The organism is Parafrankia sp. Ea1.12 (assembly GCF_900465275.1).
Classification (GTDB): domain Bacteria; phylum Actinomycetota; class Actinomycetes; order Frankiales; family Frankiaceae; genus Parafrankia; species Parafrankia soli.
The window spans coordinates 1-17,655 of sequence record NZ_UBIZ01000589.1 but is presented as its reverse complement, the minus strand read 5'-3'; the positions used below and the strand labels follow the sequence as shown (position 1 = coordinate 17,655).

At 71.7% G+C, this 17,655-nt stretch carries 18 protein-coding genes; 8 read left to right on the top strand and 10 right to left on the bottom strand.

The window, feature by feature from the left end:
- The 6 genes from FMEAI12_RS32510 to FMEAI12_RS32485 form a co-directional block, all read left to right on the top strand.
- The coding region (locus FMEAI12_RS32510) for a thiamine pyrophosphate-dependent enzyme (RefSeq protein WP_235014941.1) at positions 1-206 on the top strand (206 nt) is incomplete at its 5' end.
- Positions 207-264: 58 nt separating this feature from the next.
- Positions 265-1,092 carry a TauD/TfdA family dioxygenase gene (locus FMEAI12_RS32505; RefSeq protein ID WP_071067158.1) on the top strand — a complete coding sequence of 276 codons (828 nt, stop codon included), beginning with the start codon at positions 265-267 and terminating at the stop codon, positions 1,090-1,092.
- Complete coding sequence (locus FMEAI12_RS32500; protein ID WP_071067159.1) at positions 1,089-1,832, top strand: SDR family NAD(P)-dependent oxidoreductase; 744 nt, start codon at positions 1,089-1,091, stop codon at positions 1,830-1,832. The genes FMEAI12_RS32505 and FMEAI12_RS32500 overlap by 4 nt, the downstream gene beginning before the upstream one ends.
- A 247-nt stretch (positions 1,833-2,079) precedes the next feature.
- Entirely contained in the window at positions 2,080-2,661 is a 582-nt protein-coding gene (locus tag FMEAI12_RS32495; RefSeq protein ID WP_112108995.1) for a carboxymuconolactone decarboxylase family protein, read from the top strand.
- An 87-nt stretch (positions 2,662-2,748) separates the two neighbouring features.
- Positions 2,749-3,435: a GntR family transcriptional regulator gene (locus tag FMEAI12_RS32490; protein WP_112108994.1), complete on the top strand. Its 687-nt coding sequence runs from the start codon at positions 2,749-2,751 to the stop codon at positions 3,433-3,435.
- A gap of 66 nt (positions 3,436-3,501) precedes the next feature.
- Positions 3,502-4,290 carry an SDR family NAD(P)-dependent oxidoreductase gene (locus FMEAI12_RS32485; RefSeq protein ID WP_112108993.1) on the top strand — a complete coding sequence of 263 codons (789 nt, stop codon included), beginning with the start codon at positions 3,502-3,504 and terminating at the stop codon, positions 4,288-4,290.
- 55 nt (positions 4,291-4,345) lie between these two features.
- Here the strand turns inward: FMEAI12_RS32485 and FMEAI12_RS32480 are convergent, their stop codons facing one another.
- The 3 genes from FMEAI12_RS32480 to FMEAI12_RS32470 are packed head-to-tail and all read right to left on the bottom strand — an operon-like array spanning position 4,346 to position 7,913.
- A complete protein-coding gene (locus tag FMEAI12_RS32480) occupies positions 4,346-5,104 on the bottom strand; it encodes an SDR family NAD(P)-dependent oxidoreductase (protein ID WP_071067163.1) in 759 nt (252 codons plus the stop codon).
- Positions 5,101-6,723 (bottom strand): AMP-binding protein, encoded by a 1,623-nt coding sequence (locus FMEAI12_RS32475; RefSeq protein WP_112108992.1) that lies wholly within the window; start codon positions 6,721-6,723, stop codon positions 5,101-5,103. Before FMEAI12_RS32475 ends, FMEAI12_RS32480 begins: the two co-directional genes overlap by 4 nt.
- A 2-nt stretch (positions 6,724-6,725) precedes the next feature.
- Positions 6,726-7,913 carry a CaiB/BaiF CoA-transferase family protein gene (locus FMEAI12_RS32470; protein ID WP_112108991.1) on the bottom strand — a complete coding sequence of 396 codons (1,188 nt, stop codon included), beginning with the start codon at positions 7,911-7,913 and terminating at the stop codon, positions 6,726-6,728.
- 197 nt (positions 7,914-8,110) lie between these two features.
- Between FMEAI12_RS32470 and FMEAI12_RS32465 the strand changes: the two genes are divergently transcribed.
- A complete protein-coding gene (locus tag FMEAI12_RS32465) occupies positions 8,111-9,583 on the top strand; it encodes a class I adenylate-forming enzyme family protein (protein WP_200835487.1) in 1,473 nt (490 codons plus the stop codon).
- 16 nt (positions 9,584-9,599) lie between these two features.
- Positions 9,600-10,058 (top strand): pyridoxamine 5'-phosphate oxidase family protein, encoded by a 459-nt coding sequence (locus FMEAI12_RS32460; protein WP_071067165.1) that lies wholly within the window; start codon positions 9,600-9,602, stop codon positions 10,056-10,058.
- A 122-nt stretch (positions 10,059-10,180) separates the two neighbouring features.
- On the opposite strand, the gene FMEAI12_RS32455 is transcribed toward FMEAI12_RS32460, so the two are convergent.
- The 7 genes from FMEAI12_RS32455 to FMEAI12_RS32425 form a co-directional block, all read right to left on the bottom strand.
- Positions 10,181-10,924, bottom strand: a complete 744-nt coding sequence (locus FMEAI12_RS32455) for an SDR family NAD(P)-dependent oxidoreductase (protein ID WP_112108990.1) — start codon at positions 10,922-10,924, stop codon at positions 10,181-10,183.
- Positions 10,921-11,760 carry a TauD/TfdA family dioxygenase gene (locus FMEAI12_RS32450; protein WP_112108989.1) on the bottom strand — a complete coding sequence of 280 codons (840 nt, stop codon included), beginning with the start codon at positions 11,758-11,760 and terminating at the stop codon, positions 10,921-10,923. Before FMEAI12_RS32450 ends, FMEAI12_RS32455 begins: the two co-directional genes overlap by 4 nt.
- Positions 11,761-11,897: 137 nt before the next feature.
- Positions 11,898-13,688: a class I adenylate-forming enzyme family protein gene (locus FMEAI12_RS32445; RefSeq protein ID WP_235014938.1), complete on the bottom strand. Its 1,791-nt coding sequence runs from the start codon at positions 13,686-13,688 to the stop codon at positions 11,898-11,900.
- 3 nt (positions 13,689-13,691) lie between these two features.
- On the bottom strand, positions 13,692-14,909 hold the full coding sequence (locus tag FMEAI12_RS32440; RefSeq protein ID WP_112108988.1) for a MaoC family dehydratase N-terminal domain-containing protein: 1,218 nt from the start codon (positions 14,907-14,909) through the stop codon (positions 13,692-13,694).
- Between the two features lie 15 nt (positions 14,910-14,924).
- A complete protein-coding gene (locus FMEAI12_RS32435) occupies positions 14,925-15,908 on the bottom strand; it encodes an MDR family oxidoreductase (protein WP_071067169.1) in 984 nt (327 codons plus the stop codon).
- A gap of 61 nt (positions 15,909-15,969) precedes the next feature.
- A complete protein-coding gene (locus FMEAI12_RS32430; RefSeq protein WP_112108987.1) occupies positions 15,970-17,385 on the bottom strand; it encodes an aldehyde dehydrogenase family protein in 1,416 nt (471 codons plus the stop codon).
- A gap of 64 nt (positions 17,386-17,449) precedes the next feature.
- The coding region (locus FMEAI12_RS32425) for a thiamine pyrophosphate-dependent enzyme (RefSeq protein ID WP_235014936.1) at positions 17,450-17,655 on the bottom strand (206 nt) is incomplete at its 5' end.

The following is a 17,655-nucleotide window of genomic DNA, read 5'->3' as shown; positions in this document are numbered from 1 at the left end:
ACATCCGGCTCAACAAGGTGGCCGAGGGGTTCGGCTGCTACGGCGAGTACGTCGAGCGCGACGAGGACATCGCCCCCGCCATCAAGCGCGCCTACGCCAGCGGAAAGACCGCCGTCATCCACGTCGCCGTCGACCCGAAGGCCAACTCCGAGGAAATGCCGAACTACGACGAGTTCCGCACCTGGTACGCCGAGGGAATGCAGTAGGGAATGCAGTGGCTCCCGGGAGCACGGCTCCCGGGAGCAAGCGAGAGGAGGCGGATGGATGACCGCGATCACTACGAGGAAACTGAACGACTATGTCGGAGCAGAGGTTCTCGACCTCGACGTCGACCGTCTACTGAACGACAACGATCTGCCGGAAGCATGCCTAGCGGCTCTCGAAGAGCACGGCGTTCTGTTATTCCGCGAGCTGAACATCAGCCATGAGGACCAGTTCGCATTCGGCCGGAAGCTCGGCGACGTCGTCAAGATTCCTGGCTATGCGATCCCCGAGGTCATGGAGATCAGCTTCGACCCGGCGAATCCGAACGCGCAGTACTTCCCGAGCAACGACCACTGGCACTTCGACGGCTCCATGGACGACATCCCGGCCAAGGCCGCGCTGATGAGCGCGAGCGTGGTCGTCGCGGAGGGCGGCGAGACGGAGTTCGCCAGCACGTACGTCGCCTACGACACCCTCTCCGCCGAGGAGAAGGAGCGCTTCGAAGATCTCCGGGTGGTCCACACGTTCGAGTCGATCCAGCGCCGGAGCTACCCCGACCCGACCCCGGAGCAGAAGGCCGACTGGGCGTCGTGGCCCGTCCGTGAGCACCCCCTGGTGTGGGAGCACCAGTCGAGGCGGCGTTCGCTGGTGTTCGGGGCGAGCGCGTCGCACATCGTCGGGATGGACGTCGACGAGGGCCGGGCGCTGCTCGCGGACCTCGAGCGGCGTAGCACGCTGCCGGACCGGGTGCTGCGGCACTCCTGGTCGGTGGGCGACATGGTGATCTGGGACAACCGGGGGCTGGTGCACCGGGCCGGCCCGTTCGACCGTACGAAGCCGCGCATCCTGCACCGCACGACCCTCGCCGGAGATGAGCCGATCAAATGAGCGCACGCACAGCCATCGTCACCGGCGGCGCGTCGGGCATCGGCGGCGGCATCAGCCGCCGCCTGGCCGCCGACGGCGCCCAGGTGGCGATCTTCGACCTCAGTGGTGACGCGGCCAAGGCCGCGGCCGAGTCGATCGAGAAGGCCGGCGGCCGGGCGATCGGCGTGCCCGTCGACGTGGTGGACCGCGCCGCCATCGACGCCGGGGTCGAGGAGGTGCGGGCCCGGCTCGGCCAGCCGACGATCCTGGTGAACAACGCCGGCCTGACGGTCGAGAACGCGTTCCTCGAGACCACCGCCGCGGCCTGGCACCAGATGATCTCCATCAACCTCACCGGAACGTTCGACTGTTGCCAGGCGGTACTCCCCCACATGATCGAGGCGGGCTGGGGGCGGATCGTCAACATCTCGTCGTCAAGCGTTTACGGCCCTCCCCCCGGACTGGCCGGCTACGTGGCGGCGAAGTCGGGGGTGGTCGGCCTCACCAAGGTGCTCGCGCTGGAGTTCGCCAAGCACGGGATCACGGTCAACAGCATTCCGCCCGGCTTCATCGACACGCCGATGACGCGCGATGTCGTGGATCGCGGGTTCATCGACCTCGATCAGCAGATCGCGAAGACACCGGTGGGCCGGATGGGCCGGCCCGAGGACATCGCCGCCGCCACCGCGTTCCTGGTGAGCGAGGAGGCCGGCTACATCACCGGCCAGAGCCTCGGGGTCAACGGGGGCCGGATCATCTGATCCGGCCTGCCTGATCCGGCGTCGCCGTCTGATCCGGCACCGCCGGTCGCCGCCGCCCGGAATCGACCCGACCGCGCCCCGGCCGGTCCGGGCGGGGGGCGGTCGACCAGCAGCCAGCAGCCAGCAGCCGGCGACCGGCCGCCCACAGCCTGACAATGGCGCCGGACCGCCCGCTGGATGCTGCGCCCAGCGGGCGGGACCACACCTTGACACGCGAGCCCGCCGACCAGAAGAGGCAGACCACACAATGAGTCGACTCACACCCCTGCCGCGCGATGAATGGCCCACGGATCTGACGACGTTCATCGCCGATTTCCGAGCCACCGTCATCGGGGACACGGGGAGCGCGGGCGGCCAGTCCGGGGCGAACCTGCTGGGGACCCTGGCCCGCTACCCGGCACTGACCATCGCGTTTCTCCGGTTCAACGGCCACGCCCTGTACGGCACCTCGCTGACCGCCAGGCAGCGGGAGCTGATCGTGCTCCGGGTGGCGTCCCTCCGGCAGGCTGACTACGAATGGGCGCAGCACGTCGTCCTCGCCGAGGCGGCCGGCCTGCGGGACGACGAGATCGCCCGGGTGACCGAGGGGCCGGACGCCGCGGGCTGGGCCCCGCTCGAGTCCGCGCTGCTGCGCGCGGCCGACGAGCTGATCGCCGACGGCTCGGTGGGCGACCAGACCTGGAAGACTCTCTCCAGCGAGCTCGACGAGCACCAGCTCATGGACGTCGTCTTCACCGTCGGCACCTACGAGATGGTGGCCTTCGCGCTCCGCTCGTTCGGGGTGGAGGCCGAGGACGATCTCCTCCCGTATCTTCGGCGCGGCCGGTGAGTCTCACCCGTCGCTAGAAGCCGACCGCGGCCCAGGCAGCCTGGACTGCGTTGTTGCAGGGCGATATCAGTGAATGGTGGTGACAGTGTGGTCGGGGTCGTCACCTCGGCCGGGCGGGTTCTCGAGGTGCTCCGGCGGCTCATCCTCAACAACACCTTCCTGCCCGGTGCCCGGCTGGCCGAGACCGAGCTGGCCGAACAGCTGGGGGTCAGCCGGACCCCGGTCCGCGAGGCCCTGCGCCAGCTGGCCGCCGAGGGGCTGGTCGAGCTCTCGCCCAATCGGGGCGCCCGGGTCGCCGGCTGGTCGCCGGCCGAGCTGGAGAGCGTCTTCGAGCTGCGTTCGACGCTCGAACCGCGGCTGACCGGGATGGCCGCGGAACGGGCCGACGAGGGCGACCTCGCCGAGCTGGAGAAGCTGGCGAACGAGATGTCGGCCGTCGGCTCGCCCGGTCCGGAGCAGGACCTGGAGGCTCTCATTCCGCTGAACGCGGCGTTCCACGAGCGGCTGGTGAAGCTGGCCGACGCGCCGGCCTTCGCGGCGGCCCTGGCCGGGGCGGTCCGCACCCCGCTGGTGATGCGGAACTTCCACGCCTACGACGACGACTCGATGCGGCGCAGCCTGGCACACCACATCGAGATCGTCGCCGCCATGCGCGCCGGCGATCCGCAGTGGGCCACCGCGGTGATGGTCGCCCATCTCCGCAACGCCCGGGCCGTCATGCTGCGGACCACTTTCCCAACCGCGGACCCCGGCGGCGTGAGACGGGGTCGATAGCCCAGGCACGCCCGCGGCACCGGCTTCCGGTGGCCTGGGCGGTCACGACGGAACCAGGAGGCGTGGATGCGTCTGAAGGACAAGGTCGCGGTCATCACGGGCGCGGGCTCGGGAATCGGCAAGGCGATAGCTCACCGGTTCGCCGCCGAGGGGGCGAGTGTGGTCTGCGCCAGCGTCAGCGGCCGCGCGGTGGACGTCGCCGCCGAGATCGGCGACGGGGCGCTCGGGGTGCGGGCGGACGTCAGCGACGAGGCGGACGTCCAGCGCATGATCGGCGCCGCCGAGGAGGCGTTCGGCCGGATCGACATCCTGGTGAACAACGCCGGGTTCGGCGGCAAGTTGAAGCCGATACACGAGCAGAGCACGGAGGACTGGGACCGCGTTCACGGCGTGAATTTGCGGGGCGTCTTCTTCTGCATGAAGTACGGCATCATGTCGATGCGCCGGACGGGTGGCGGCTCCGTCGTGAACATCTCGTCGACGACGGCGGTCATCGGCTGGAAGCACCACGGGATCTACGGGGCGGCCAAGGCCGGCGTGAACCAGCTGACCAGGGTCGCCGCTCTCGACTACGCCGACGACAACATCCGGGTGAACGCGGTGTGCCCCGGCACGATCTGGACCGGTCTCGTGCAGATGTCCAAGGAGCACCCGGAACCGCCGCCGGGGGTCTTCCGCCTCCCCGGAATCCCGATGGACCGCTGGGGCGTGTCCGACGAGATCGCCGCGGCGGCCCTGTTCCTGGCCAGTGACGAGGCGTCCTACGTCACGGGTGTGCTGATGCCGGTGGACGGCGGCTACTCCGTCGGCTTCTCCGGGATGGGCGCCGAGAAGTCGGGCCAGCCGACCGCCTGAGGCGGTGCCGCGGGGCGGCCGGCCTACGACGCCGGCCCGGCCGCCCCGGGGCCGTCTAGCGCGGGGACATCCGCAGCGCGCCGTCCATCCGGATGACCTCGCCGTTGAGGTAGTCGTGGTCGATGATCGACAGGGCCAGCTGGGCGTACTCGTCCGGCCGGGCGAGCCGCTGCGGGAACGGCACCGACGCGGCCAGGCCGGCGCGGAACTCGTCCGAGACGGTGGCGAGCATCGGCGTCTCGACGATGCCGGGGGCGATCGTGCACACCCGGATGCCGTACTGGGCGAGGTCGCGGGCGGCGGGCAGGGTGAGGCCCACGACGCCGCCCTTGGACGACGCGTAGGCCGCCTGGCCGACCTGGCCCTCGTACGCGGCGACGGAGGCGGTGTTGATGATGACGCCGCGCTGGCCGTTGTCGTCCGGCTCGGTCTCGGCGATCGCGGCGGCGGCGGTGGAGAGCACCGCGAACGTGCCGACCAGGTTGATCTGGATCACCTTCGCGTAGAAGTCGAGGTCATGGCGCCGGCCCCGGCTGAGGATGCGCTGCGACGGGCCGATGCCGGCGCAGTTCACGACGACGCGCAGCGGCACACCCGTCCCGGCCGCGGTGTCGACGGCGGCGGCCACCTGGTCGCCGACGGTCACGTCAGCTCCCAGGTAGGTGATGCCGGTGACCGGCGGCGCCGACTCGATCGACGTCGGCAGGTCCAGCGCGAAGACGGTGGCGCCGTGCGCGGCGAGCGCGGCGGCGGTCGCGGCCCCGAGGCCGGAGGCCCCTCCGGTGACGATGGCGGCGGTGTCGGTCAGTTTCATTCGGCGGCTCCTGGATCGCGGTCAACGGACTTGATGGTGGCAGGCTGGCCGGTCACGTGCTCGTGGCCGGCCGTCTCGCCCGCCGCCAGTGCGAGCCGGCGGGCCTCCCGCCGGAGAACCTTGCCGTAGGAGCTCTTGGGCAGCGCGTCGACGTAGATGATCTTCTTCGGCTTCTTGAAGCGGGCGATGTGGGTGAGGCTGAAGTCGATGAGGTCGCTCTCCGGGGGCGGCGCGTCCGCGGGCACGACCGCGGCGACGACGTTCTCGCCCCAGAGCTCGTCGGGTACACCGAAGACCACGACCTCGGCGACGGCGGGATGCTGGATCAGCACCTCCTCGACCTCCCGTGGGTAGATGTTGGACCCGCCGGAGATGATGACGTCGCTGCTGCGGTCGAGGAGGAACAGGCGGCCGTGCTCGTCGAGGCGGCCGATGTCACCGGTGTGCAGCCAGCCGCCCCGCAACGCCCGGCCGGTCGCCTCCGGGTTGTTCCAGTAGCCCCGCATCACCACGTCCCCGCGGACGCAGATCTCGCCTTCCTCGCCGGCGGGCAGCGGCCGGTCGTCGGCGCCCATGATCTGCACCTCGACCCCCGGGTGTGCCACGCCCGCCGAGTCGAGGGGGGTGTCGGGTGCGGCGCCGTGGTCGAGGTAGGTGATGGTCATGGGTGACTCGCCCTGGCCGTAGATCTGCACGAACACCGGCCCGAACCGCTCGATCATCGCGCGGGAGTGCTCGACGTGGATGGGCGCGCCGCCGTAGACGGCGCAGCGCAGCGAGCTCGTGTCCGTCTCGGGGGCGCCGAGCAGCTTCACGATCATCGTCGGCACCAGGAAGGCGATGACGGTGATCCGTTCGCGCGCGACGAGCTCGAGCACCTCGGCCGGGTCGAACCCGCCGCCGTCGTGGATCAGGTTCTCGGCGCCGCGGGCGATCGCGCCCAGGGAGTACAGGCCGCTGCCGTGGGACAGCGGCGCGACGTGCAGGGCGAGGTCCGAGGGCCGGTAGTCGCACACGTCGGCGAGCAGCGTCCAGGTCGTGACGGTGAGGTTGCGGTGGCTGAGCTCGGCCCCCTTGGGGCGGCCGGTCGTCCCCGACGTGTAGAACAGCCAGGCGAGGTCGTCCCCGGCGACGTCGACCGGCACCAGTTCAGCGGAGCCCTCGGCCAGCAGCCGGTCGAACCCGGCCGCACCGGTCCCGGCGGTCCCGGCGGCGTCGCCGGCCGTGTCGCCGGAACCGTGGACGTCGACCACCACCTCCTGGACCCCGGTGAGATCGAGGCCGGCGACTGTGCCCGCGCCGGCGTGGACGAACGCCCGGGCGCCGCTGTCGTCCAGGATCACCTGGATCTCCGGGCCGGCCAGCTTGGCGTTCACCGGCACGGCGACCAGGCCGGCGTGCCAGGCCCCGAACAGCACGACCAGGTACTGCGGGCAGTTGGGCAGCAGCACCGCGACCCGGTCGCCGCGTTCCAGGCCGCGCCCGAGCAGCGCCGAGCCGAACCTGGCCGCCTGCTCGCGCAGCTCGCCGTAGGACGTCCGGCGTCCGGCGAACCGCACCGCGCACCGGTCCGGGTGCCGCCGCGCCGAGGCGGTCAGCAGGCTCGCGACGTTGACCATCGTCAACCTCCATCTGGTCGAGCGGACCGCGGCTGCGGGGACGGCCACCCGGACTCCCCGCCGAGCTCGTCGAGGACCTCCCGGGTGTGCTCGCCGAGCCTGGGCGCGGGGCCGGCGACCCTGCCGGGGGTCCGCGAGAACCAGGTCGGGATTCCGGGGAAGCGCACCGGGCCGTTGCGGCTCGGCACCGTCTCGAAGAAGCCGGCCTCGTTGAGGTGCGGGTTGTCGAAGAGCTCGTCGAGCGTGCGCACCGGCGCGGCGGGGATGTCGAGGGAGCGCAGCAGGTCGAGCCACTCCTTCGTCGTGCGCTGCAGGAACGTCTCGGCCAGCAGGGCGTAGACGACGTCGATCCGGCGGGCACGCTGGGCGAGGGTGGCGAACTGCTCGCCGGCCCATTCCGGCCGCACGGCGCCGACGAAGGCGGACCACTGCTTGTCGTTGTAGACCAGCGCGGAGATCTGGCCGTCGCGGGTGCGGTAGGGCCGGCGGTTCGGGGTCACCGCGCGGGGGTAGAGCGCGGGGCCCAGCGGCGGGGTGAACATCGCGCCGTTGGCGTGCTCGACCAGCATGAAGGCGGCCATGGTCTCGAACATGGCGACCTCGACCTCCTGCCCCTCGCCGGTGCGCTCGCGGTGGAACAGCGCCATCACGGTGGCGTAGAGGGCGGTCAGCCCGGCGACCTTGTCGGCGAGGATGGTGCCCACGTAGCTCGACTCGCCGGTCAGCTGCTCCTGGGCGAACGGCAGCCCGCACTCCGCCTGGATCGTGTCGTCGTAGGCGGTGAGGTCGGCGTCCGGGCCGCGCCGCCCGTACCCGTAGCAGTTGGTGTAGACGATCGACGGGTTGATCGCGGCCACCTCGTCGTAGCCGAAGCCGAGCCCGGCGATCGCCTTCGCCCGCATCGAGTGGACGAACACGTCCGCGCCCGCGACGAGCCCGCGCAGCGCCTCCCGGCCCTCGTCGGAGCGCAGGTCCAGCACGACGCCGCGTTTGCCGCGGTTGACGTTGACGAACACACCGCCCATGGCGGGCTCCGGCCCGACCGAGATGTAGCGGGTGTTGTCGCCGGCGGGGGGTTCGATCTTGATCACGTCCGCCCCCATGTCGGCCATGATCTGCGTGCAGTGGGGACCCATGACCATCGCGGTCAGATCGACGACCCGAACGCCCGACAGCGGACCAGCCTTCACGTATCGACCACTCCTCGATCGACAGGACCCGGCCGGCCAGGAACCGCGCCACGCCGAGAATAAGGGATGAATCCTTGTAAGGATAGTGATATCAAGATGTCGTGAGCAGCACTCGTGAAACACCGCAGCGCACGGATCCGCAGCCCCTGAGCGGGACGTCCGCCCAGGTCGCGCGGGTCCCCGGCCCGATCGCCGGCGTGCTCGACGCCGCTCTCGCGGCCCGCCCGCAGGCCGCGGCGGTCGAGGCGGTCTCGGGTATCTGGTCGTACGCCGAGCTCGACGAGCAGGCGGACCGCGCGGCCGGAGCGTTGTGGTCGCTCGGTGTTCGCCCGGGTGACCGCGTCGCGGCCTGCCTGCCCAACGACCTCGACATCGTCGCCGCGTTCCACGGCGCGCAGCGGATCGGCGCCGTCTGGGCGGGGATCGGCGAGGCGCTCGCCGCGAGCGAGCAGCGGGAGCTGCACGAGATCTGCGAGCCCACCGTCGTGCTGGCCGGCCCCCGCTACCTGCTGGACTCCCCGGGCCGCGTCGACCCCGACCGGTGGGCCGGACTCCTCGCCCGCGGCGAGCGCGCCCCCCGGGTCGACCACGACATCGACGCCCCGGCCGGCATCGCGTTCACCAGCGGGACGTCGGGACGTCCCAAGGCGGTCGTGCACAGCCAGCGCAACCTGCTCCTGCCGGGCGCGGTGCTCGTCGCCACCCGGGGCTGGGGCCCCGAGCTGCGCAAGGGCGACAGCTTCCCGTTCACGATCCTCAACCTGATGGTGCTCTCCACCCTGCTCACCGCGCAGGCCGGCGGGTGCGCGGTGGTGATGAGCCGCCGGGACGTCGCCGGCGTCGTCGAATGGATCTCCAGCCGGCAGGTCACCGTGTGGAACGGCGCGCCCGCGCAGCTGCACGACCTGGCCGCCCGCCCCGAGGCCGAGATCGGCTCGCTGCGGGAGGTCTGGAGCGGCGGCAGCGACACCCCGGACGTGCTGCGTCGGGCGTTCGCCGACGCGCACGGGCTGGTCCCGCGGACCACCTACGGCCTGACCGAGGCTCCGACCGTCGTGTCGATCGACCCGTCGGGTGACGAGTGGCGCCCGCGGGCGAGCGGGCAGGTGCTGCCGCACCTCGACGTGGCGGCCCACGACGACGAGGGCCGCCGGCTGCCCGCCGGTGAGCTCGGCGAGCTGCGGCTGAGCGGCGCCACGACCGGCCCGTGGGCCGGCGTCTGGCGGCCCACGCTCGGGTTCTGGGAGAACGGTGCCGTCCGGCCGCTGGAGCCGGGACCGATCGCCACCGGCGACATCGGGACCGTCGACGCCGACGGGTGGCTGACCGTGCTCGACCGCAAGAAGCTGATCATCATCCGGGGCGGCGCGAACGTCTACCCGCTCGAGGTGGAGCGGGTCATCGCGACGTACCCGGACGTCGCCCGGGTCGCGGTGTGCGGGGTGCCCGACGAGCGGCTCGGGCAGCGGGTCGCCGCGGTGGTCGAGAGCGGCACCGGCGGCCCGCTCGACACCGGCGCGCTCACCGAGCTGTGCCGGCGCGAGCTCTCGCCGTACAAGGTCCCGGAGTTCTGGACCCAGGTCGACGCCCTGCCGGTGAACGCGATGGGCAAGGTGCAGCGCACCGGGCTGACCGAGCTCGTCGGCCAGCCGCGCCCCGCCGGAAGCTAGGGCCGGGGGACGAAGAGTGAGCATCCGGCTGAGCGAGGACGAGATCTGGGAGTTCGTCAGCGCCGCGCACACGGGGGTGCTCACCACCCTGCGCGCGGACGGCGCGCCGGTCTCGCTGCCGACGTGGTTCGTGGTCGTCGACCGGACGGTCTGCCTGTCCACCCCGTCCGGGGCGCGCAAGCTGGGCCGCGTCCGGCGCGACCCGCGGGCGGCGTTCCTCGTCGAGTCCGGGCGGGCCTGGGCCGAGCTGCGCGCGGTGCACCTCAGCGGCCGGGTGGGCCCGGTCGAGGACGACGCCACCCGCGATCGCGTCCGGAGCCTGCTGGACGAGAAGTACGCCGCGTTCCGGGTCTCCCCGCAGCGGCTGCCGGCCGCGGCGCGGTCGGCGTACACCGACCGCGCCGTCCTCCGGCTCGTCCCGGACGAACGGGTGCTCAGCTGGGACAACAGCCGCATCCGCCTGTCCGGCGGCTGAGCGCCACCGCCGCCGCACGCTGGCGGTCCGGGTGCTGACGGTCCGTCAGCGTGGGGCTGTGCGACAGGACCGAGCGGCTGCCTCCCGGCGGTGCGGCCCGCCGGTCCTGTCGGCCGCACGTCTCAGGTGTTCCGGCCGCCGTTGACGCCGAAGACCTGGCCGGTGATGTAGCCGGCCTCGTCGCTGACGAGGAACGCGCAGGCGGCGGCGACGTCCTCGGCGCGCCCGATCCGGCCGACCGGCGTCCGGGCCGTCTGCTGCTCGACGTTCATGAGGCCCCCCCGCTCCTGCGCGCGCAGCATCGGGGTGTCGATGAACCCCGGCGGGATGGTGTTGACGGTGATGCCGCGCGGCCCGAACTCGAGGGCGAGCACCTTGGTGAGCCCGAGGATCCCCGACTTGGCGGTGACGTAGGAGCCCAGCCGGGGCGTGCCGCTGTGCACGCTCGACGAGGAGATGTTGACGATGCGCCCCCAGCCCTCGGCGAGCATGTCGGGCAGGATGGCCTGGCAGCAGTAGAAGGTGCCGTTGAGGTTGACGGCGAGCGACTTCTCCCACATCGCGTCGGTGATCTCGAGGAACGGGCTCGGGCGGGTCATCCCGGCGTTGTTGACCAGGATCGTCGGCCGGCCGAGCCGGCCGCGTGCCTCGTCCACCGCCGCGTTGACCGCGGCCCGGTCCGCCACGTCGGCGGCCAGGCCGACCGCCTTCCCACCGACCTCCTCGATGGAGCTGGCGACGGCCTCGGCGGCGGAGCCGTCCAGGTCGAGGATCGCGACCAGGGCCCCGTCGGCGGCCAGCCGCCGGCTGATGGCCTCCCCGATGCCCGACCCGCCGCCGGTGACGACCGCTGTGCGGCCGGTCACTGGATCGGCTCGTCGCCGGCGAGGGTGATGCGGTGCATCCGGCGCGGCTCGGTCTGGTCGAACGGGCGGACCCGGTGGACCAGCCCGCGGTTGTCCCAGATCACCATGTCCCCCGCCGTCCACGAGTGCGAGAACACCCGGTCCGGCGAGGTGGCCCGCTCCTCCAGCTCGTCGAGCAGCGCCCGGCCGTCCTCGCGGCTCATCCCGACGATGTGCGACGTCGTCGAGCCGAACACCAGCGAACGCCGGCCCGACCGGTGCTGCCACACCAGCGGGTGCTCCCGCGACGGCCGTTTCGCCCAGTCCGCCAGCTGCTCCGGGGTCGGGTTCGGGTACGCGGGGCGCACGATCGCCTCGAGGGTGTGGACCACCCGGAGGTCGGCGAACCGCTCCTTCTCCGCGTCGGTGAGATCGTCGTAGGCGGCGTAGGTGCTGGCGAACTCCGTCTCCCCGCCCTGCTCGGTGACCACCTCGGCGGTCATCACCGACGCCTTCGGTGGGATGTCGTAGTCGAGCGCGCCGTCGATGTGCCAGGCGACGTTGCCCCGGAAGTACTCCGCCCGCGGATGCGAGGGATCCCAGTTGATCTCGTTGATCTCCGGGATGTCGTAGGGCGGGGAGGTCGGGAAGGAGAGCAGCTCACCCAGCCGCCGGCAGAACGCGACCTGGGTGGCGGGGTCGATGTTCAGCCCGCGGAAGAGCAGCGCGCCGTTCTCCTCGAGTGCCGTCAGGCACGCCGAGGGCAGGTCCTGGTCGTTGAGCAGGCGATCGGCGTCGACGCCGAGCACCTCCGCCCCGACCTTCTCACCCAGCTTCTCCGTGACGATCGCGGCCATCGGTCATGCTCCTCTCACCGTCGCGTCCCACCGGCCCGGCCCCGTCGCGCCCGACGGCGCGGCCCACCCGGCGCGGCTCGCTCCAACACCGCCGCGCCGCCCCGGCGTCGAGCCGGGGCGGCGCTGGCGCCGTCTCATCAGGCCGGGGCAGGGGCCGTCTCGCCCGCCAGCCGGCTGGCCGCCAGCGCACGCAGATCAGCGGACTTGATCTTCGCGCTGCCGGTGACCGCGATGTCCTCCTCGCGGAAGAAGAGCACCCGGCGCGGCACCTTGTAGCTCGCCAGCCGCTCCCGCAGGAAGCCGCGGATCTCCTCGGCGTCGAGGGTCACGCCCTCGTGCGGGACGATGCAGGAGACCACCATCTCGCCGAGCGTCTCGTGCGGGACGCCGACCGTCTGGGCCAGCTTGACGCCGGTATAGCTGGCGAGCGTCTCGTCGACCTCCCGGGGCGAGACGTTCGCGCCCCCGGTCTTGATGATGTCCGTGAGCCGGCCCTTCCAGAACAGCAGGTCGTCATGGTCGAGGTAGCCGCCGTCGCCGGTGCGGAAGAAGCCCTCGGCGTCGAGCGTCTCGTCGAGCGGGGTGCCGACGTAGCCCAGCATGAGCGTGGGCCCCTTGACGCAGATCTCGCCCTGTTCGCCGCGCGGGACGACGACGCCGGTGAGCGGGTCCACGATCTTGAGCGTCACGCCCGGGAGCGCCTCGCCACTGCTGTCCCGGTGCCGCTCCGGCGGCGTGTCGGCCGGCAGGCCGGTCGTGAGCGTGAAGGTCTCGGTGTTGCCGTAGGCGTGCCCCGGTTCCTCCCAGCGGGCCGAGACCGTCGGGTGCCGCGCGATCGCGGACCTGACGTCCGCGAAGCGCATGCTGCTCAGGTCGACGTCCTTCCAGTTCGGCGCCGCCTCGAGCTGGGCCCACTGGTGCGGCCAGGCGAACGGGAAGTTGACCTTCTCCGCGTCCATCAGCTCGAGCGCCTCGGCGGGCAGGAACGTCGGCTGCAGGACGACGGAGCCGCCGCTGGCGAAGGTCGCGCCGAGCGCCATGCCGAAGTTCCCCGACCAGAAGAAGCCGTTGGCCGTCCAGCAGCGGATGTGGTCCTCCGGGTCGAACCGGTACATGCGCCGGAAGCGCCATAACTGGATGGCGACACCGCGGTGCGAGTTCAGGATGCCCTTCGGCCGGCTCGTGGTGCCCGACGAGAAGAACAGCAGGGCCGTGTCACTCGGCTGCACGGCCGCGCCCGTGGCCTCGACCAGCTCGCGGGGCTCGTCGCGGCCGCGGGCGAGGAAGTCCTCCCAGGTCTCGATCGCGCCGGTGGGGCCGCCGTCCCCGAGCACGACCACGCGGCGCAGGAAGGGGAACCGGGCCGACTCCAGCGCGCCGGGCTCGGCCCGGGCGATCTCCGGCTCCAGCTCGGTCAGCACGGCCGCGAAGTCCTTCTTCAGCACGCTGCGCTCGAGCAGCAGCACCGACGCGCCGGAGATCCGCAGCAGGTCGTCCAGCTCGGACCGGGTCGAGAACGTGCTGAGGGCGACGGCGACACCCCCGGCGAGCGAGATGCCGAACACCGCCGAGATCCACTCGGGGCGGTTCGTCATCAGGACACCGACCCGGCTGTCCTTGCCGACCCCGCAGGCGCGCAGCGCGCTCGCCACCTCGACCGCGCGTTCCCACAGCTCGCTGTAGGTCCAGCGCACGGCGGCCGCGGCGTCCGCCCCGGCCCCCGCGGGGCGCGCGACGAGCGCCTCGCGCTCGCCGTACCTCGCCGTGACCTCACGCAGGAAGCCGGGGAGCGTCAGCGCCCCGAGGCCCGGCTCGTCGCCCAGCGGCGGGCCCGACACGATCGACAGGGAACGCCGGCTCCCCGCGCTCTCCCCCGTACCGTTCGGTCCCGCCGCGGCCGGTTCCGCGGTGAGCGGTTGCGCACCCATCGATCAGCTCCCGGCCACGCGGTCGCGCCGGAACGGCAGCTCGACCTCGGCGGTGCAGTCCACCAGCACGCCGCCGTCCTGGTTGGTGAGCCGCAGCTTCACCTGGACCAGCGGCACGCCCCACACCGAGCCCTCCTCCTTGCCGACCACCTCGCCGTCGAAGTAGGTGACGTCGCCCTCGAAGGCGGGGAGGCGGAAACTGGCCTTGGAATGGCGCACCATTCCGTCGTGACCGGCCCAGTAGGAGAGGTAGTCGGTGCACCAGGCGCCCATCGTGGCGCCGTAGCCGTAGGCGCGGGCCATGCCGACCTCGCTGGCCTTGTCACTGTCGATGTGACCACGCGACGGCCCGACGTAGAGCCCGTCGCGCAGGCGCGGGTCGATCCGGGCGCCCTCCTCGTCGAAGCCGAAGCCCTCCACCCAGCCCGGGTCCTGGTAGACCCAGGGGTCCTCGATGCCGGGGGGCGCCGTCCAGTGGAACGTCCCCCAGATGTTGAAGATGAAGGCGCGGTACTCGGTGGTGAAGCTGGCGATGCTGTGCGGGCCGATCACCCGCCGCGGCAGGGTGTCACCGACGCTGACGTCCTCGAAGGCGGGCGAGAGGCCCGTGCGGTTCGAGGTGAGCCAGCTGTGGCGGAGCTTCTCGATCTCGCCCAGCTCGGTGCTCGTCCAGCGCTTCACCGCGCCGACCTGGTTCTCGTACATGCCGCGCTTCTCCGCCTCGGCGGCCAGGTAGCGGATGGCCGTCGAGCGCTCGCGGGCGACCAGGGCGCCGTGCTGGTTGCGGTGCGCGGTATCCCCACGAGAGAACATCGTCGGCCCGGCGAACTTCGTGTCCGCGACCTTGTAGTCGTGGAAACGCCGCTCCTGGACCAGCTTGTCGCCGACCCGGATGGGGCTGCCGTAGAACCACCACTCCTCGCCACCGAAGATCAGGTGGCTGCCGGGGATGTACCCGACGCAGGCGGGCGCACAGCCGTGGCCGTAGTCCAGGCCGACCGCGATGGACTGCGGCGCGATCAGGCCGCCGTACCGGGACTCACGCGCGAACTCCTCGTCCCAGTGCAGCGGGTTGGGGTAGTCCATCGCCATCACCCAGCGGCGGATGTCGGTCGCGGTGCACGGGTCCCACAGCTGTCCCCCGCCGATCGGCAGTCCGACCCGGTGGTCGACGTCGGAGAGGTCGAGCTCGATCTTCGATTCGGTGGGCTTCTCGCTCATCTCGGTGCTCCCGCCCTATCTGTTGACGTCGACGACGATGCGGCCGCGGACCTTGCCGTCGAGCAGACGGCGGGCCGCCTCGACCGCGTCGGCCAGCGTGATCTCCTCGGCGATCAGCTCGAGGGCGCTGACATCCAGGTCGCGGGCGAGGCGCTCCCAGGCGGCCAGCCGCGGCTTCGCGGGCGCCATCACGCTGTCGATGCCGAGCAGCGACACCCCGCGCAGGATGAACGGCGCGACCGACGCCGGGAAGTCCATGCCCTGGGCCAGCCCGCAGGCGGCGACCGTGCCGCGGTAACGGGTCTGCGCGCAGGCGTTCGCCAGGGTGTGGCTGCCGACGGAGTCGACGACGCCCGCCCAGCGCTCCTTCTGCATCGGCTTGCCGGGCCCGGAGAGATCGGCGCGGTCGATCACCGTCGTCGCGCCGAGCTGGCGCAGGTAGTCGGCCTCGGAGGCCTTCCCGGTGGCGGCGGCGACCGTGAACCCGGCCTTCGCCAGGAGCGCGACCGCCACGCTGCCGACGCCGCCGGTCGCCCCCGTCACCAGGACCTCGCCCTGGTCCGGCGTCACGCCGTGGGAGAGCAGGGCGTCCACGCAGAGGCCAGCCGTGTAGCCGGCGGTGCCGATCGCCATCGCCTGGCGGGCGGTGAAGACCGCGGGCAGCGGCACCAGCCAGTCCCCGTTCAGGCGGGCGCGCTGGGACAGCCCGCCCCAGTGGGTCTCGCCCACACCCCACCCGTTGAGGACGACGCGGTCGCCCTTCTTCCAGTCCGCGTGCGTGCTGTCGGTGACGACACCGGCGAGGTCGATGCCGGGCACCATCGGGAACTTGCGAACGACCGGCGAGCTGGCCGTGATCGCGAGGGCGTCCTTGTAGTTCAGCGTGGAGTACTCCACCTCGATGTCGACGTCACCGGCCGGCAGCTGCGCCTCGTCCAGGCTGGTGACGGCGGCCGTCTGACCGGCCTCGCCCTTTTCGATCAGAATCGCGGAGAACATCGGAGATCTAGTCCTTCCTCAGCGCGCCGGTAGCCCGGCGCGCGAACCCTCGCCTGTCGGGCTAGTAGCCGTGGATGCCCTTGGTCTCCAGGTACTCGTGGAAACCGAACTCGCCCCACTCGCGCCCGTTCCCGCTCTTCTTGTAGCCGCCGACCGGACCACCGAAGTCGAACCCGTCGTTGATCGCGACCCACCCGGCCCGGATCCTCCGGGCGACGGCGCGCGCCGCCTCGAGGTCCGCGCCGGCCACATAGCCGGCGAGGCCGTACTCGGTGTCGTTCGCGAGCTCGACGGCGTGATCCACGCTGTCGTAGCCGTGAATCGTGAGCACCGGCCCGAAGATCTCCTCCCGGCCGATGGTCATGTCGTTCGTGACGTCGGCGAAGACGGTGGGCTTGACGTAGAAGCCCGTCTCCAGCCCGTCCGGGCGACCGGTCCCGCCGGCGACCAGCGTGGCGCCCTCGTCGATGCCCTGCTGGATCAGGCCCTGGATCTTCTCGAACTGGCGCCCGGAGACCACCGGCCCGATCGTGAACTCGCCGTTGGGATCGCCCACGGTCACCTGCGCCGCGGCCTCGCGGGCGGCGCTGATCGCCTCTTCCATCCGGGCGCTGGGCACCAGCAGGCGGGCGGGCGCCGTGCAGGTCTGCCCGGAGTTGCCCATCATGTTGAGGACGCCCTTGGCGACGTTCTCGGCGAAGTCCTGGTCGTCGAGAACGATGTTCGGGCTCTTGCCGCCCAGCTCCTGGGTCACCCGCTTCACCGTGGGCGCGGCGTTCTTGGCGATCTCGATGCCCGCGCGGGTGGAGCCGGTGAACGAGATCAGGTCCACGTCGGGATGCGCCGACAGCGGCACGCCCACGCTGGGGCCGTCGCCCTGGACCAGGTTGAACACGCCGGCGGGGACCCCGGCCGCCTCGAAGATCTCGGCGAGGATCTGCCCGGTGAAGGGCGACTCCTCGGACGGCTTGAGCACCACGGTGCAGCCCGTGGCGAGCGCGGGGAGGACCTTGACCGCGATCTGGTTGATCGGCCAGTTCCACGGCGTGATCAGGCCGCAGACCCCGATCGGCTCGAGGACCACGCGGGTGACCCCGCGCTGCTCCTCGAAGGAGAAGTTCTTGAGGATCTCGATCGCAGTGGTCAGGTGCCCGGCGCCGAGGCCGACCTGGAAGCCGTTGGCCAGCGCGGCCGGCGCGCCCATCTCCTCGGTCAGCGCGGTGGCGAGGTCGCCGGCACGCTTCTGGTAGACGTCGAGGATGCTCTCGAGGACCGCGATCCGCTCCTCGCGGCTGGTCGCCGACCAGCTGGGGAAGGCGGCCCGGGCGGCCGCGACCGCCCGGTCGACGTCGGTGGCGGAGCCGAGTGCCACCCGGCCGGCAACCTGCTCGGTCGCCGGATTCACGACATCAAAGGTCCGCTGCTCGGCCGGTTCCGCCCACTGGCCGCCGATGTAGAACTTTAAGTATTCACGCATGACACCCTCCGTTCCTCTCCGAGATACTGTCAGGAATTCGCTGATATACGGGTCGGGGCCGGGATCACTGCGTTCCCTCGGCGTACCAGGTGCGGAACTCGTCGTAGCTCGGCATTTCCTCGGAGTTGGCCTTCGGGTCGACCGCGACGTGGATGACGGCGGTCTTTCCGCTGGCGTAGGCGCGCTTGATGGCGGGGGCGATGTCCTCGTCGCGCTCGACGTACTCGCCGTAGCAGCCGAAGCCCTCGGCCACCTTGTCCAGGCGGGTGT